The sequence below is a fragment of the Vibrio sp. SCSIO 43132 genome (genome assembly GCF_019904195.1).
Classification (GTDB): domain Bacteria; phylum Pseudomonadota; class Gammaproteobacteria; order Enterobacterales; family Vibrionaceae; genus Vibrio; species Vibrio nigripulchritudo.
In genome coordinates this window covers 264,418-281,148 of the sequence record NZ_CP063200.1, presented here as the reverse complement: position 1 = coordinate 281,148, position 16,731 = coordinate 264,418, and the positions used below count along the sequence as shown (strand labels likewise).

Here is a 16,731-nt window from a genome sequence, read left to right as displayed (position 1 = left end):
GTTTAAAAATCCGCCTGCCTTTAGCCTTCAACCCGAAAATGCTTTGCGCTGGATTCCTTCATCGCTAGTAACGGTGCTGCGATACATAGAACTCCACACCCAATCAGCACAACACTGGCTCCAAACGCTTCGGTTAATGGTGCGATCAGCATCAATCCCATTGGAGCGAACCCGTAAGAACATAAGAAATCAATGGATGAAACCCGAGCGAGCTTCTCTTTAGGGATCTCTTTTTGTAGAGAAGAGAACCAGATGACATTAAAGATTTCGATGCCAATACCAGCCAATAAATAAGCAGCGATAGGGAAATAAATACTGTGACCAAGCAGCAGGCTCAAAGGCACCAAACCGTAAACGGCTAACCCCACCAGCGCCCACCAGCCTTGTGGTACAAAGTTTCTGTAGCCAAGGATTACAGCCCCCAATAACCCACCTAATGCGTATGCGGTCATGGAATAGGTCAGCAGGCTGGAATCGCCAAACTCCGACTTAGAAATGATAGGCAGCATAACGTTGGTCGCGGAATACCCTGCAGCGATCACGATGGTGAGTGATGCAAGACTTACGATAAACCAAGGGTGTTGCTTCACTTCAACCAAAGCTTCTTGCATATCTGTCAACATGGTTTTTGGTGAATAGCTGGTCACCGATATCTGCGATTTTCCCTGAACCACCCAAGGTGGCAACAGTGCGCTTAAGAGCCAGCAAACGCCAAGCAACGCAAAACCACTGTAAAATCCAGTGGCGATTGCCAATGCAGTGACCCCTGCTGGACCTAATAGGGTCACAATACGAATCGACAAACTCATGGCAGCATTGGCAGATTGAAGGTGCTGACTTTCGATGACTCTTGGGACTAAAGCTTGAAAGGCAGGTCTGCAAGCGCCCTGACCAAAACCTGAAAGGGTCGCGCCAAGTAACAAGAGTGCGGTATCACTTACCTCGACTGCTGGCAGAGAAAGTGCCATCAATAAGATGCCAGAAAACGCAATGAGGCTGGCGTACAACACCACTTGTCGGGAAGAAAACCGGTCTGCAAACACTCCGCCTAGTAAAACACCGACAAGAAACCCGCCCGTTCGAAATGCCAGCGCAAATCCGAGTAAAGTGGCGGACAGCATTTCTAAGGTCATCCCATACCCTAGAAGAAAAGGCAGCCCCCAAGTAGCAAAGCCGGAAGAAGTACTGCCTAACCATAATCGAAGGAACGGTGGATGTTTTGCAACAGTGATCAATGGAACAACCTCATATCAATAGTTAGCTTATGCCCACAGTGATACAACCGATAAATCGAACATTAATCAACCATTGTTACTTTTACTTGAGGGCAAGCCCCTTACCGTTCAGATACCCCTTGATATGCGGGCGAGACTCGCCTGACAGTTTTCCTGTAATCTGCTCTGACCAAGTGACGTTTTTATTGTTCCCAGAGCGACTGGCGTAATAGCTCAGCATAGTCTGATCGTATTCATCCACCTTGGTTTTGTTTAAAGGCTGGTAGTGATTTTCGTGGACGATAACATCTGGGCTTAATCTTGGTTTTACTTCCGGATCCTGATCGGGGTGACCAATACACATTCCAAATAGCACAGCGGTATGAGGAGGAAGTTTTAGCAACGCATCCACTTCCTGAGCGCAATTTCGAAGCCCGCCAATATAGACGCCTCCCAATCCCATCGATTCCGCTGCCAGTAAACAGTTTTGCGCCATGATCCCCGCGTCTACAGCCCCTATCAGGGTAAGCTCCGTGTATTCAGGTTTCACTTTGTCGTTCATTTCGACATGGCGATTAAAGTCGATACAGAAGACCAAAAACTCAGGTGCGGTGGCTACGTATTTCTGACCACCTGAATATTCCACTAAAGCGTGCCTTTTATCGGGGTCAGTCACTCGAATAATTGAGTTTACCTGCAACAAACTGGACGACGAGGCAGCAATTCCTGCCTTGATGATGGTATCCAGTTGCTCCTCGCTAACTGATTTTTCTTTGAATGCACGAATAGAACGATGAGAAAGAATAGTATCGATAGTGGAGTTCATAAGCAGTCCGTATTTGCTGAGAAAATTCAGGAAGTTCTGTTATAAGTAAATTTCCGGCGGATGTCGACAGAGCCCATCGCAAACCGAAGACAAGTATCACAGAATACATTTATGCGCACTCACACGCATAATGAGCCGTCACCCATTTCAAAGCCCAAAAACAGAATGCAGTATTCTCGGCAACCTTTTGAATTGAGAGAACATAATGAAATTAATCACTTCAATGATAGCTCTGACTGCCATCACAACCAGCACCTTTTCCTTTGCTGATGAGAAGAGCGCCAATCAAGATCTGGTCGGTAACTACGCCTGCGCTTTTACCCAATATTCAGGGGATGAGACCTATGCGTACCCAGATTTTAAGTGCAAGATTACCGAAAAAGACGGAGTGCTCACGTTAGAAAAGCTCAGCGGTTCGCAGCGCATCAAAGGCGTTGTCACCCCTACAGCTACAGGCTTTGAGTTTGAAGGCACATACTTCTGCCCATGGGGCGATTGTACTCATGACGTATATGGCGAGTTCCAGACTCAAAAGAAAGGGGAATTTGCAGGCTCTGTTCACCGCTCGACGGACCCAAGTGACTTTACCGACGTCGATCTCCGACGCACCAAATAGTCGTATTTTCGCGATCTCAGCGAGATCGCGATTTATCCAGTCATTTCCAAAGTACTACGCGCAATTCCGCGGATAACTTTACTCTCTTCTGGGCTAGCGCCATTCAGTAGTGCTTTATAAATCAGCGCATTGATTCGTGTCTTCTTAAGCATGAAAAAATCATGCAGTGAGTGCGCAATTTCCAAACGCCTTTGTGGGTACTGATTGATCAATTCCCCCAACAGCTCACCCGACTGCTTAGGGTATGCGAGGGCAATATTGATTGCTACATCGTTCGCTTTAAGCGATGACCCTTCTAACGCGGTTCTGAACAACACACCCGGGTCAGTTGGGTTTTGCCCTAACGCGGCAATAAGGAGTTTGAGTTCTGGGTCTGCAATGTCGGTGTACTTAAAGTCCAGCATCGGGTCAAGTTCTGCTGTGCCCGTGGGAATAGGCTGAACATTAACTTGATACTGGCTGACTGACTCCAGTGTATCGGTACGCATAAACAACTTACGAAACAGGAGGAAGAAAAACACAAACAAATGAATGACAATCAGGTAATAGTAAAGCCAGACAATCGAAAACTGGCTCATCAGATAACCCGCAATAATCGGTCCCATCACACCGCCAACACCCAATAATATTTGCATGGTACTGGTTGCCGGCATGGCTTCTTTTGGCTCGATATGGTCAAACACCTGAGTCACGGCAAGCGGAAACAGAGCAACACCTGAACCACCCGATACCCAGAACAACACGGCAAGCATTTCGATAGGCATAGGGAAATAGTTTTCCATAATGATCAGCGTATTACTGATCACCCCCATGAACATCAGCCCGGAAGCGACCACACGTTTGTCGTAACGATCCGCCAGCCAGCCAGTGGGGAACTGGGTCAGCAACCCACCCACCTGATAAGAACCCAATATCAACGACAGCCAGATCCCCGAAATGCCTTTTCCATAAGCGTATAGCGAAATCAGCGAAACACTTGCGGCATTGATTAAGCCCGCACAAAAGCAGGAAAGCGTGCCAGATGGCGAATAGTTCCATAGCTTCTTAATGGTCAGCGGGGCACTCTTTTCCGGCAGCTCCGGCATGGGCAGGCGACTCATCGACATAATGATCAATGCAATGCAAAGAAAGACGGAAATAATGCCGAAAATTCGAGGGTCCTGCGCCCCTGAAAACGCAATCAGAAAAGGGGCTGTACCAAAACCAATCGCGAAACAAATCTGGTAAGTCCCATACACTCGCCCACGGTTACTTCGGTCACTTAATACATTGAGCCAGCTTTCCAGCGTAATAAAACTGGTGACATAGCAAAATCCAGAGATCATCCGCAGAGCCGAAGTAAGCTTAATATCGCTGGTGTAACTGTGCATTACAGACACAATTGCCAGTGTCGCAGCCATAGAAGCAAAAGCGCGAATATGCCCTACCCGCAATACCGCTTTAGAACCAAATAACCCCGCACAGATAGCGCCTGCAGCGAACATACTCATTGCCAAGCCGATATCCGACGAGTCGAAGCCACCATCTTTTAAGCGAATCGGAAGCATAATGAAGAACAGGTTGTGGCTAATCGCAAAGGCAAAAATAGCGAACAGTATTGGGCGTATACGAATGAAGATGTTGGTTCTCATGGGCACTCTGGTCTTTTCAGGCAATGAGTCGCTTGGGAAATTAGTGATTAAAATATCAACTACAAACATACCATAGCTCAAAATTTATCCACCCCCAATATTATGGAAATGCCTGCCAGAAGTGACGAAGTTAGCTCTAATCTCAACTACGAGAGGTGTGTGGGTGTTCCTAAAAACCGAGTTCGCAATCGAAGCGATTTGGCGGTAAGGTGAGCCCAACCAAAAACAGACAATGGACACGACAATGCTACGCTACGTTGAAGTAGAACCCTTATCAGAGGCAACAGCAAGCGTCATCTGGCTACATGGACTGGGCTCAAATGGTCACGACTTTGAGGCTATCCTGCCAGAATTAAAACTGCCCGAAGACGCGCCTGTTCGCTTTATTTTTCCTCATTCGCCTTCGATTCCAGTCACCATTAACGGTGGTATGGTCATGCCTGCGTGGTACGACATTCTTGAAATGGGTGCAGGCAGAAAACTGAATACGCAACAGTTGATTGATTCGGCAGATCAGGTGATTGAATTAGTCAGACAGGAACGAAACCAAGGCATCGCATCCGATCGCATTATTCTTGCGGGCTTCTCTCAAGGCGGAGCTGTGGCTTATCAGGCAGCGTTGAGTTATGACGAACCACTTGCGGGATTACTGGCACTTTCTACCTATTTCCCGACGTCAGATTCCATTGAATACTCCGATGCCAACAAGCAAATCCCAATTGAGATTATGCATGGCAGTTACGATCCAGTCGTGCTCCCAGCCATGGGGGAAGATGCAAAAAAAGACCTGACAGAAGCAGGTTATCAGCCTAACTGGCGCACCTACCCGATGGAGCATCAGGTGTGCATGCCGCAAATAAAAGATATTTCTAAGTGGCTCACCCATACACTGAAACTCTGACTCAATGAATCATGCGGGGAGTCGCATTCTCGCCGCATGATATTCTTCTAAATCCGTTGTCGATTTCCTGCTCACTTTTCAACCAAAATGCAATCGAGTGCATATTTTCAACAAAAGACCACAACATTCACCAATCCTTAATTGAATCACACCATCGCACTATTTAATTTTTATAATTCAATAATTAAAGGATAGTTGCTATGTATAAAAAACTCGGCTTACTGGCATGTCTTATCAGCAGCCAGGCTTTCGCTCAAATCGATTCCGCTACCCATTACGCCATCAATTATGAAGGCAGAAGCGTAAAAGACTACGCAGCAGGCACAGTACAATTCAACTTCCCGGGCAGTGCCCTCAAAACCCGTTTCACAGGTACAACGCTGGCCATCCACCTGAAAGGCAAAGGCGACCATTTTGATGTGTTGGTTGATGGGAAACTGACTACAAAGATCCTGACGAATGCGGGAACAGCCACTCAAAAATTTGAGCTGTTTACCAGTATCGAACCTAAAACCGTTGTGGTTGAAGTCGTGAAACGCACGGAAAATTACGATGCCATGACTGAAATTGTCTCTCTGGAGCATGATGGTTATCTGGAAGGCGTTTGGGAAAACCAGCCGCATATTCTATTTATTGGTGACTCCATCAGTGCGGGCTTTGCCAGTGAATCGACCAAGCGAGACTGCACCTGGGACGAGATTTACAACACCTCAAATGCGCGTCTGGCTTTTCCACATCAAGCCGGAGATATCCTAGATTCCAGCATTACACAGGTCTCTCTTTCTGGTTTGGGGCTAATCCGAAACTGGGATGGTAATCAGTCTTTCCACGACCTGACTTACTACGCCGACAAATCTGCCGCCATTTTCGGTTCGGGCACTCAATACGAAGACAAACACCCGGATTTGATTGTGATTGAGGTAGGAACCAACGACTTCAGCACCGATCCGAAGCCGCACGAACCTTGGGCAAACATCGACGAAGTGAAAACCGCCTGGGTAGAACGTATGGTGGAGTTCACGCAGCAGCTTAAATACCGCTATGACGACGCCAATATCGTCTACATGCCGCGCCCAGCCTACCCTTACGACTACATTGTCCCTGCAACTCACGAAGCCATGGATATTTTGAAAGGCAAAGGCGTTATCGGTCTTTATAGCCACACGTTTGTGTCACCACTGGAAGCCTGTATCTGGCACCCAACTGAAGCAGAGCACAAACACATCGCAACAAAGTTAGCCACATTCATTCAGCAGAATAAGTTGCTGTAACAGAAAAAAGCAGTAGATGAAGTTAGATTCATCTACTGCTTGGCAATTACAGAGCTGTTCCTATACTAGACGTCATCACTTCCTGTAGTAACAAGGTTACGAATCAGAGACTAAAGCTCTTTTATTCATATCAATGACTATCACGTCTATCTCATCGATACCTAAATAGCCATGTGCAATTGACTTCCAATAATCTTTAAGTGCTGAAGCGAGCTTATCAATACCCACTCTCTTACGGTCTATCACCCAACTTTTAGCCGACTGCTGTGATACTAAAAGAAATACACCACAACTAGCGTTACCCTCTCTGAGATAATCACCTACAAGCTGGTTTCGAAGACGCTCGCACAAGTCAGTACCACTCCAGCCCTTATCAAGTAACTTTAACTCAATCGGCACCGGGGAGGTGACGTTTGGGTTAGCAAGCCAGATATCCATTCGTTGTTCATTAGCTAGCTCTGGCTCTTCTGCAACCGTATAATGTCCGTTGGCACTTTTTCTTAGCTCAGCAGCAATTAGCGTTCTAACCTCATTTTCTTTGGTCGCTCTCTGCCACGTCATCCATGGGCTATCATTACCATTTTCTACCCAATCCTTAATCGAAAGAATCTGTTGGACACCCAGTTTAAATAGTTGCCTGTGCGACTCAGGAGAGATCTGCTTAGTCTTATGGAACTCCTTAAACTGATTATCCGACCATAAAGGAGCATCTCCATAAGCTTCAGCCATTTTGTATGCGCTCTTTCTCATCCAAGGTCGATGTGACTCATCAGGGTGATCTTCTATCAGCTCTGTCAATGCGCAGTAGCTCTCTTTACAGGGAAGCTCTACCAAGTAGTTGAACAACATCTCTCTTGCTTCTTGAGCATGATCTCGTATTGTTGGGCTATAGGCTCCTGTGCCCGCTCGATTAAGATCCTCACTAACTCTGATATATTTATGCATCAGGACGTACAAGGCTTTAAGGTGAGCAACCACTTTAAATCGTCCTACATTATAAAGAGAACGATGTGATCTCCTCCCTCCTAACAATGCTTCCAGAAATATTTCGGCAGCGTTCGTTGCCCGTTCAGGCTCAAGTGTTGCTAACCACTCCTCTAATTCTGGGATGCCTTTATCAGGTTCACTATCAACTAACAGCCCATACCACCATGCAATTTCATGATCGTCACCTAAACTTGCTGATATGTATTTTTGGGCTAACAAAGACAGTTGCTCTGCGCTAATACCACCTTCAATCAACAATCGTAAGCAGTACTCTTTATTGGCTCGGATTAGATTGGCTGAACTGATTAGGTACTCAAACACAGCGCCAGCGAGATGTTGTTTGAGCCAAGGTGCGTGATACACCAAGTCGTGTAGAATATGGCTTGAAACCTCTTTGGCTTTACTATTATTCTTTAGCTCCCAAAACACCTCTTGAAGAATGGCGTTGTTTGTTTCCTCTGGATAGTCTCGGTGTACTACCTCTAACCAACTTGGGAATCCATTTATATCCCATGTTATATAGCGCAGTAGAGTTCCAAGGTCTTCACCACTCAAAGACTTAGGAAAGCTAGAGTCTTCCTTTGCTTGAATTTCTAGCCCAGCTAAGCCAAATAACAAGGTATACGGGATTGAATTACCAATCTCCTCCTCTGAATGCAACTGTGGGCGAAAGTTTCGCCAATGATTCATACAAAACTCTTTATATGCATTTGCCACTTCCACGCCTAATTCAGGAATTAGCCTTTCCCATTGGCTTATATTTCGTCGACTTGTAGCTGAACTATCTTTTTCTAACTCACTTAACAGCCAGACATGGTTGTTAGTGATTTCGCCAGGCTTCACCATTGGAGCAGTAATCAGAGACGGATTTTCTTGTAGTGATTGTATCCATTCTATTCGGTTACTTTCTTGCTCCTTCCGTTCTTTTTCTGCTTGTCGTTGATACTCAGTTTCTTCAGCTTCGTACCTTAGTGTTGATTCGGGAGTTATTGGATTTAACAAATTTTCTAATCGAGAAACTAAAACCTCTTCTCCATGCACTGCAATACGAAGCTCTTCTAACATATTTGCAGGAGAGCTTGACTGTTGATAGAGCCTGAATGCAGCATTCAGTGCAACAAGCCGGTCATCTTGCTCAAGGCGAGTACTGACAAATGATACTAACCTTGAGAAGTCATCAATGGTGAAAGCCCAAAAATGGTCTAAATATGAGATGCTCCAATCATCAGTCAAGGGCTTATCTTGCTCGCTTAGATATTTTCTAGATTTCTCTATGCTATACCAATACAGCGCATCATTAAGTTCTTGCCATTCAGGTACTAGATTGCCCAGGTCATGTTCAACATCATCCAAATTACCTCCTCTCCAAAATTGCAAAGCTCCTACATTTGCTAGAATGGATAGCGATATCTCTGACAAAGTAAATGGGTCTCTATTGGCTATTAACTTTTCCAAACACTTGATAGCAGAGCTAAACAACCACGCATATCGTTCAGATACCCTGCAATCTCTTCGCTTTACAAATGGAGCAACATCAAGATAACTACCGATCCCTTTTAATAACTCTGGAATGAATTTGATTTCTGCTCTCTCAATAAAATCATGCAGTGCTCTATTCAACATCGATGATTCAAATTTTTTAGGCTCAACTAAATGACGAATTGACTCGACTAGGTATTTGATAAAATCATCACTGGGCAGAGTATTGTCAACCAACTCACTCAGCAGTTCTCTAGGAATATTCTCTCTTCTAATAATCTCTCGCCAGATGAAGGATTTTTGCTCTTCATACCCACAAGTTAGTACTGCGCGTACTGCAGCAATTCTGGCATACTTACCTCGCTCACAAGATACCGCAATTTCTGTAAGTGCTTCGGTACAAGCATCCATCTTTCCTTGCCAGACTACACGACCAAGGAAAAAAATTGCATCATCGTTGTCTGCATATTTATTAATAAGATTGAGCACATCCTCTGTCAGGTCTGGCAGGGCAATTCGGGCAATAGCAGCGTTGTCTCGAGCAGAGCGACCATCAGTATCATCGGCAATTTGAGCTACAACATCTGAAAGAATGCGCTTTCTGACTAACAGCGGTAACTGGGAGGGATCGCCATCCTCTAAAGCTATTTCAGGCTTTATACCCAAGATCTGTGCTCGAAGACGAGCATCAAACAAAATCAACCATGGTAAAATAGGACGAAATAAAGGGGTAATGATGGTTTCGCCGAAAACTTCCCTAACAAAGTAAGACTCGATTTGGGAACGCAAGCCTTCTTCTTTCAATAGACTACTAAAAAACTGCGCGGCTAAAAGCTCACGAATATCCCTATGCCTAAATCTTACTGCACCATAAATAATGTCGTTAAATAAACCACATTCAAGCAACGACTTAACGTCTTCTCGAGCCCAATCATACAGAATGATATCAGCCTCAATCCCTTGCTTTACCTTTTCGGCATCCGGTACATTGAGCCCGACATTACCCGTTAATATAACGGCAGCAGCCAACCTTTGAGCACCTTCGCGTGCCTTGTCTAGGTTAAGAGGCTGTCGAGCATTGTTATGCCTCTCACTGAGACGGACATCAACACTGTGTTGTAGCAGGTTTAGTCTCCCATCAAGAGATTGATCATCCAACCACTTCGTGATGATGATATCCAAATCAAAGGGTCTTTCTGCTAGATTCCACAGACCTAACCGCTCAACTTCATCAAGAAGGTCGCCAACATTTTTAACACCACTTTCGGAACAATAGGCTTGAACCATGCTTCGGTCTAATGGTCGTAAGCCGTAAACATTTAATGCACTTTTGGGCTGCTTATCTTTGCCGTCAACGTCTTCTTGATTACCAGTAAATGGGTAGAATAGATGAGCATCAACTAGAGCTTTGTCTGACTTGGCACGCCAGCTATAGGGACGGCTAGAAATGTAAATATGAGCTCGTTTAGCCCCTTTCCCAATTCCTTTAGCAAAACGTTTGATAGCTTTTTCAAAAGCTCTAGGATGAGCTAGTTTTGCTTCATCAACCGAGTCTAAGAAAAACCAAGCTTCATCATTTGAGTTAAGCCAGTCTTCAAATTCATCTTCATCACCTATTTCAAAAGCGTCATCAAAGTTACGGTCAATATCTTCAATTCGAATAAAAAATGACAACTTCCCTTCGATTGAGAGCTTACTTGCCATTTCCATTAATTCTACCGTCTTACCAGCGCCAGCTTCGGCTAGAATTACAGTGCGGTATTCTCTTAATAGAGACTTCCAATTGTGTGCTTTTTTGATCCCCAAACTAAGAGAAATATCTAGCTCTTCAGAGTCCTTGTGATTTTCTATTACAGGAGAAAACTGTCTATCTAGGGCGATGTATTTCCGCATAGCTAAATTTGGTTCCACGTGGCATAAAAAACTCCCTATATTCTACTAGTTACGCACAAACAACCCAACTAGCTAGCTTTATAGTGGAGAGCGTTTTCTTTAAAAAAATTGAAGGCAAAAAATTTAGTTTGGAAAGAGCTTCACTAGTTCTGTTCATTTCTCTTACAAAAACTCCATAACTTGTTTGGGGATCTAGACACAAACCGATGGTCTACCAGCCAGCTCACCGACCCAAATACGGTTAACACTCATTTTGTGATGAGCCCCCGCTTTCTTTCATCTTCTCCAAAAGCTCATCTGGGTATCTAAAGTGTTGCCGTCACTCTGGAAGCTTTCAAGCTCCACCGTTTTTATCAATCTGATTAATATAGAAATATTAAAGAAAAATAAAGAACCTGAGCCAGTAAGACAATAGCTTATCTCCTTGCGTCTTTATCCCCCACCGCCATTGAATGTGAGCAAAAAACGCACAGAAAACATTGAAATGTTCACGTGAACATGATTCTATAAACAGGAATCATGACAATTTTATCAGTACCGATAAAACGAACGCTTCTTTTGCAAATACGCCTCTTAAAAAGGTGAGAGAAGTTAAGGATAACAATACAGAATCAAGGATAAGGACATGAAAAAACTGTTTATTGCCTTGTTAGCTGCGGTATCGCTAACAATAACTGGGCACGTTTCTGCTGAAAAAAAATACTCATTCGTTTTCCAGTCAAGCGATCCGGCTGGTAACCCTACTTTTGAAATTGAAAAAGCCTGGGCTGAGTCTGTAAACAAAGCCACCAACGGTCAGATATCCATTGAAATGCTGCCGGTGGATTCGGTAGTCAAGTACAACGAAACCCACGACGCAATCGCAGCGGGTATTCTGGACGGTCACATTACCGCTACCGGTTACATTTCAGGGAAAGATCCGGCTTTTGCGCTTATCGGTAACACAGTTGGTGCGTGGTCATCACCTTACGAAATGCTGAGATATATTAACTACGGTGGCGGCAAGGAACTGCTTAACGAGCTTCTTAACTCTTACGGCGTTCACATGATTGGTGCAACCTCGGGTGGTCTTGAAGCCTTTGTTTCGACCAAACCGCTTTCAGGCGTTGCCGACCTTAAAGGTCTGAAGTTACGCGCACCAGAAGGATTGGTTCAGGAAGTATTTGCTGCCGCTGGTGCAGCGCCGGTGAACCTTCCGGGCTCTGAAGTATTCACATCTCTGGATAAAAAAGTCATCGATGCTGCCGACTACACGGTCTTCTCAGCGAACCATTCATCGGGTATGCATGACATCGCGACGCACCCTGTGTATCCGGGCTTCCACTCTTTACCACTGATCGAAGTTTCCATCACCAAGAAGACTTGGGACAAGCTTCCTGAGCACCTCAAAGTCGCGCTGGAGCTTTCTGTCGATCACCTTGCGCTGGATATGACCTCTCAACTGTTTATGAAGGATTTGGCTGCAGTTGCGGATGCGAAAGCCAAAGGCGTCACCATTCACGACTGGTCTCAGGAAGAACGCGCTAAATTCCGTGCGATTGCAAAAGATCAGTGGAAGAAAGTGGCGAAACGTAGCCCAGCAGCACAGAAAGTGTATGACAGCATTCTTGCGTACCTAACATCTCAGGGTTTGTTGTAGTTCAGGAAATGGACTCGCTTCGGCGGGTCCAGTTCACCTGTGATATGGAGAGTATGAATGTCTAAGTTAAACTCCTCAGCATTAAATCGGAATGACGTTAAAAAACCGTCTAAGGAAATTCCAGAAGACGCAATGGCAAAGCAGGTTCGAAAAATTGGGCTGCCTTTCGCGATCCTGTTTCTGGCAACCACAGCGATTCTGATTTTTGAGGTGATCATGCGTTATGTCTTTTCTATGCCCACCATCTGGGTACATGAAACGGCAGTGTTTTTATGTGCCATCAACTTTCTGTTTGGTGGTTTGTACGTCGCGGCAAAGAATGCGCACATCCGAATCGTTCTTCTTTACGACTGGGTGCCCAACAAAGTTCGCCGAATTCTCGATGTCATCATATACGGAGTGTGCTGCGCGGTAACCGCGTCATTCAGTTGGGCACTTTGGCCAACGGTAGTGAAATCTGTCACCACGCCTGCTGGCGATTTCCGTTTGATTACCAGTGGTAGTGCGTGGAACCCGCCCTATCCCGCACTGCTCAGGATTTTCCTGTTTGTTGTTCTGATCGCTCTTTCGATTCAGTTCTTCATTTTCACCATTAATAAAATTCGGGGGAAATAAGTATGTTTGATCTTCAAGCCCTCGGAATCGAGTACACCACCGCCTTAATGTTCGGAAGCTTATTGCTATTGCTGGTAACCGGATTACCGCTGGCATTTGTCACGCTTTTGGTGGCACTGGTGTTTACTCTTGGGTGGTTCGGTCCCATGGCTATCCCGTTGATAACCAGCCGTATCTTCTCGTTTGTGTCTTCATTTGTGTTTGTTTCCGTCCCCATGTTTGTTCTGATGGCCGCCATACTCGATCGCTCCGGCATAGCCCGCGATCTGTTTGATGCTATGAAAATAGTCGGGGGAAGAATTCGTGGCGGTGTCGCCGTACAAACGATTTTTGTCGCGGTAATTCTCGCGGCAATGAGCGGCATCATTGGCGGAGAAATCGTCCTTCTTGGCATGATCGCTTTACCTCAAATGCTGCGACTCGGGTACGACAGAAAACTGGCTATCGGTGTCGTGTGTGCCGGTGGTTCACTCGGAACCATGGTTCCCCCTTCCATCGTCCTGATCATTTACGGGCTCATTGCTAACGTATCAGTCGGGGATCTGTTCACGGCGGCATTTGTACCCGGATTTATGCTGGCGTCTTTCTATGTCACCTACGTATTGTTCAGGGCATACACCAACAAGGATATGGCTCCGGTTATTCAGCAAGACGAAATGTCTTTGTCTGAAAAGTTAGGAAAATTCAAAAGCCTAATCCTGCCTTTCGCGGTTGTCTTTGTGGTACTTGGTTCCATTTACGGTGGGGTTGCGTCTGTGACAGAAGCCTCTGCGGTCGGTGTATTTGGCGTGCTGCTTTCGACCGTGGTTCGCGGAGAGTTCAGTTGGAAGATGTTAAAAGAAGCCGCCCTTCAGACACTTTCGACGACAGGCATGATCGTATGGATAGGCATCGGAGCCAGCGCGCTGGTTGGGGTGTTTAACCTGATGGGGGGGATTCGTTTTGTCTCTGCGCTGGTTTCAGGCATTTCAGACAACCCGCTCATTGTTCTGCTGTTTATGATGGCGATTCTATTCGTGCTGGGTATGTTTCTGGATTGGGTGGGGATTGCTCTGCTGACGATGCCGATCTTTGTTCCCATCATTACTCAGCTAGGTTACGACCCGGTATGGTTTGGCGTGCTTTTCGCCATGAACATGCAGGTTTCCTTCCTGTCGCCCCCCTTCGGACCCGCCGCGTTTTATCTTAAAAGTGTGGTATCGGATGACATATCACTCGGTGAGATATTCCGGTCGATGGCACCGTTTATTGCATTGCAGATTCTGGCGGTTGGATTGTTGATCGCATTCCCCGGAATCACAGGTCGATAATAAGGAAAACGTACAATGACCGAAGAGAACAAAGTTCAATTTGAACAAGAATGCAAAAACATAATGGTTGAGCTTGGGTTAGCTCAACGAGACGAAATCAGAAAAATTCAGCCATTAACAGGGGGAGTGTCTTCCGACATTGCCCTGGTTGAGACCAATCGTGGCAAATATTGCGTTAAGTGCTCGTTAGAACAACTGCGTGTAACGCAAAACTGGCAGGCACCGACACATCGGAACCAGACCGAATATCAATGGCTTTCTTATGTTGCGGGTTTTATGCCTCAGTCTGTTCCTACCCTGTATGGTCAAAGCCAGTCAGGTAATGGCTTTGCGATGGAGTTTTGCCCGCCGGACAGATTCATCAACTGGAAAGACGAGTTGATGGGTGGAAAGGTGGATATCGAGTTTGCCGCCAGTGTTGGTCAATGTCTGGGAGAAATCCACCAGCGTTCCGCTGCAGATAAGCCCGATTTTCCGTATCAGAACGACTTCTATTCACTACGGCTGTCACCGTATCTGGAGTCGCTTGAAGCCCTATACCCCGAGTACGCTGCGACTATTGTCAGCATTCGCCAATCGCTTTATGAATCCAGATTGGTTCTGGTTCATGGAGACGTCAGCCCCAAGAACATCTTAAAAGGTCCTAATGGTCCTATGTTGCTGGACGCAGAATGTGCAGTAACCAGCGACCCTGCTTTTGATGTCGCATTTTGCCTCAATCACCTGTTCAACAAATGGTTAATGGGCATCGCAGACCGAGATGCGTTAAAGCGTTCGATAGAGCAGCTCTGGCTTCACTATGCTGCCTTTGTTCAGTGGGAAAGCTTAGCGAGTCTGGAGTCCAGGATCTGCGCGCTACTTCCCTGCCTGATTCTGGCAAGGGCAGACGGAAAATCACCACTGGAATATCACACCGACACGTCAAAAGTCACCGCACGCCAAGTGGCACATTCACTGTTTAACTTCTCCTTCACTCAATTAAGGGATGTGTTGGAGCATATCGAAGCGGAGTTTATAACCAATCATGAAAGCAGATAACATTCGTCAGGTCCGGGGTCGCCGTGTCTGGGATTCTCGCGGAGCACCGACGGTAGAAGTCGAAGTCGAACTGGAAAGCGGAGCAACGGGTCGTGCTATCGCGCCCGCAGGTGCATCAAGAGGGATGAGAGAAGCCGTCGACCTGCGGGACGGAGGCAGCGTATTAAAAGGGCTGGATGTGCAAAACGCGCTGAACTCTGTTCAGTCTCATATTGCGCCTGCGCTGACAGGAAAGAATGTCTTTGAACAAAACAGTATCGACCAGATGCTTATTGATCTTGATGGCACTGGCAACATGGCAAAGCTGGGAGGCAACGCGACAATTGCTACATCACTCGCGGTCATACATGCCGCTGCTGCACAAACCCAACGCCCATTGTGGAAACACCTTTCAGAAACCTACAAGACTAAGCCCAGTATCCCGTTACCCGAAATTCAGATTTTTGGTGGCGGCGCTCACGCTGGAAGGCGGGTCGACATTCAAGACTTTATGATCATGGTTCCCGGTGCAAATAGCTTCTCGGAAGCGCTGGAAATCACTGCCGAAATCTATCATGCAGCAGGAAAAATCCTCGCCGATAAAGGCAAGCTTCAAGGGGTTGCTGATGAGGGAGGATGGTGGCCAGCGTTTGATTCCAACGAAGAAGCACTGGAAACTCTGGTTCAGGCTATCGAGAAAGCAGGGCAGAAACCCGGAGATAACGTCATTATCTCTCTGGATGTCGCTGCCTCTGAGTTTTATTCCAACGGACAGTATCAACTGGCGTTAGAGGATAGAAGCCTCGACCGGGATGAGATGATTGGGCTACTCGAAGACTGGGTTAAAAAATACCCTATCGCGTCCATCGAAGATCCGTTAGCCGAAGATGACAAACAGGGTATGGTTGAGTTTACTCGCCAGTTCGGTGAGCAACTGCAAATCATTGGAGACGATTATCTTGTCACCAACCCAGCCTTGGTCAAACAGGCGATTGCAGACAAAGCGTGCAACGCCGTTCTGGTTAAGGTAAATCAAATTGGAACGGTGTCTCAGGCGATAGAAACTTGTCAGCTTGCCCTTCAATCAGGCTGGCGTCCTGTGGTATCAGCGAGATCTGGAGAAACCGAGGATCTGTCCATTGTTGATTTGTCGGTCGGTCTGGGTGCTGGGCAACTAAAAGTAGGGTCGTTCTCCCGCTCCGAGCGGATGGCCAAGTGGAATGAATGTTTAAGAATTGAGGAACAACTGGCAGGGTCTGCTTCCGGATTTGTAAGAGGAATGCCGCTCGCAAACACGTGGTGGGGAGAAGGCAAGAAATAAGGTATGATTTC

General features: G+C 46.2%; 12 protein-coding genes. 8 read left to right on the top strand and 4 right to left on the bottom strand.

Features of this window, described 5'->3' with window-relative positions:
• Window positions 1-20: 20 nt before the first annotated feature.
• Both INR79_RS19380 and nfsA read right to left on the bottom strand, forming a co-directional pair.
• Window positions 21-1,235, bottom strand: a complete 1,215-nt coding sequence (locus tag INR79_RS19380) for an MFS transporter (RefSeq protein WP_223098964.1) — start codon at window positions 1,233-1,235, stop codon at window positions 21-23.
• Window positions 1,236-1,317: 82 nt separating this feature from the next.
• Window positions 1,318-2,040, bottom strand: coding sequence for an oxygen-insensitive NADPH nitroreductase (gene nfsA / locus INR79_RS19375; RefSeq protein WP_223098962.1), 723 nt, complete (start codon window positions 2,038-2,040; stop codon window positions 1,318-1,320).
• A gap of 205 nt (window positions 2,041-2,245) precedes the next feature.
• On the opposite strand from nfsA, the gene INR79_RS19370 reads away from it, so the two are divergent.
• Window positions 2,246-2,656: a DUF4893 domain-containing protein gene (locus tag INR79_RS19370; RefSeq protein ID WP_223098960.1), complete on the top strand. Its 411-nt coding sequence runs from the start codon at window positions 2,246-2,248 to the stop codon at window positions 2,654-2,656.
• A gap of 32 nt (window positions 2,657-2,688) precedes the next feature.
• Here the strand turns inward: INR79_RS19370 and INR79_RS19365 are convergent, their stop codons facing one another.
• A complete protein-coding gene (locus INR79_RS19365) occupies window positions 2,689-4,287 on the bottom strand; it encodes an MFS transporter (protein ID WP_038125001.1) in 1,599 nt (532 codons plus the stop codon).
• Between the two features lie 244 nt (window positions 4,288-4,531).
• On the opposite strand from INR79_RS19365, the gene INR79_RS19360 reads away from it, so the two are divergent.
• Window positions 4,532-5,188 (top strand): alpha/beta hydrolase, encoded by a 657-nt coding sequence (locus INR79_RS19360; protein ID WP_223098958.1) that lies wholly within the window; start codon window positions 4,532-4,534, stop codon window positions 5,186-5,188.
• A 200-nt stretch (window positions 5,189-5,388) separates the two neighbouring features.
• Window positions 5,389-6,459 carry an SGNH/GDSL hydrolase family protein gene (locus INR79_RS19355; RefSeq protein ID WP_223098956.1) on the top strand — a complete coding sequence of 357 codons (1,071 nt, stop codon included), beginning with the start codon at window positions 5,389-5,391 and terminating at the stop codon, window positions 6,457-6,459.
• A 96-nt stretch (window positions 6,460-6,555) separates the two neighbouring features.
• Here INR79_RS19355 and INR79_RS19350 read toward each other — a convergent pair whose 3' ends face one another.
• The gene (locus INR79_RS19350; RefSeq protein WP_223098954.1) at window positions 6,556-10,836 is read right to left on the bottom strand and encodes an NACHT domain-containing protein; all 4,281 of its coding nucleotides are present in this window, start codon (window positions 10,834-10,836) and stop codon (window positions 6,556-6,558) included.
• Between the two features lie 607 nt (window positions 10,837-11,443).
• Here INR79_RS19350 and INR79_RS19345 point away from each other — a divergent pair.
• From INR79_RS19345 to eno, 5 genes are read left to right on the top strand one after another with little or no spacing between them, the layout of a single operon-like run.
• Window positions 11,444-12,457, top strand: coding sequence for a TRAP transporter substrate-binding protein (locus tag INR79_RS19345; protein ID WP_022592022.1), 1,014 nt, complete (start codon window positions 11,444-11,446; stop codon window positions 12,455-12,457).
• A 57-nt stretch (window positions 12,458-12,514) separates the two neighbouring features.
• Window positions 12,515-13,072 (top strand): TRAP transporter small permease subunit, encoded by a 558-nt coding sequence (locus INR79_RS19340; protein WP_223098938.1) that lies wholly within the window; start codon window positions 12,515-12,517, stop codon window positions 13,070-13,072.
• A 2-nt stretch (window positions 13,073-13,074) separates the two neighbouring features.
• Entirely contained in the window at window positions 13,075-14,382 is a 1,308-nt protein-coding gene (locus tag INR79_RS19335) for a TRAP transporter large permease subunit (protein WP_022592020.1), read from the top strand.
• Window positions 14,383-14,397: 15 nt separating this feature from the next.
• Window positions 14,398-15,420 carry an aminoglycoside phosphotransferase family protein gene (locus INR79_RS19330; RefSeq protein WP_223098935.1) on the top strand — a complete coding sequence of 341 codons (1,023 nt, stop codon included), beginning with the start codon at window positions 14,398-14,400 and terminating at the stop codon, window positions 15,418-15,420.
• Window positions 15,407-16,720, top strand: a complete 1,314-nt coding sequence (gene eno / locus INR79_RS19325) for a phosphopyruvate hydratase (RefSeq protein WP_223098932.1) — start codon at window positions 15,407-15,409, stop codon at window positions 16,718-16,720. Before INR79_RS19330 ends, eno begins: the two co-directional genes overlap by 14 nt.
• Window positions 16,721-16,731 lie beyond the last annotated feature (11 nt).

What these genes read in the sequence shown, in the direction of transcription:
- nfsA (WP_223098962.1), bottom strand. Translation starts at nt 2,040, where the DNA reads ATGAACTCCACTATCGATACTATTCTTTCTCATCGTTCTATTCGTGCA.
- INR79_RS19370 (WP_223098960.1), top strand. Translation starts at nt 2,246, where the DNA reads ATGAAATTAATCACTTCAATGATAGCTCTGACTGCCATCACAACCAGC.
- INR79_RS19365 (WP_038125001.1), bottom strand. Translation starts at nt 4,287, where the DNA reads ATGAGAACCAACATCTTCATTCGTATACGCCCAATACTGTTCGCTATT.
- INR79_RS19360 (WP_223098958.1), top strand. Translation starts at nt 4,532, where the DNA reads ATGCTACGCTACGTTGAAGTAGAACCCTTATCAGAGGCAACAGCAAGC.
- INR79_RS19355 (WP_223098956.1), top strand. Translation starts at nt 5,389, where the DNA reads ATGTATAAAAAACTCGGCTTACTGGCATGTCTTATCAGCAGCCAGGCT.
- INR79_RS19345 (WP_022592022.1), top strand. Translation starts at nt 11,444, where the DNA reads ATGAAAAAACTGTTTATTGCCTTGTTAGCTGCGGTATCGCTAACAATA.
- INR79_RS19340 (WP_223098938.1), top strand. Translation starts at nt 12,515, where the DNA reads ATGTCTAAGTTAAACTCCTCAGCATTAAATCGGAATGACGTTAAAAAA.
- INR79_RS19335 (WP_022592020.1), top strand. Translation starts at nt 13,075, where the DNA reads ATGTTTGATCTTCAAGCCCTCGGAATCGAGTACACCACCGCCTTAATG.
- INR79_RS19330 (WP_223098935.1), top strand. Translation starts at nt 14,398, where the DNA reads ATGACCGAAGAGAACAAAGTTCAATTTGAACAAGAATGCAAAAACATA.
- eno (WP_223098932.1), top strand. Translation starts at nt 15,407, where the DNA reads ATGAAAGCAGATAACATTCGTCAGGTCCGGGGTCGCCGTGTCTGGGAT.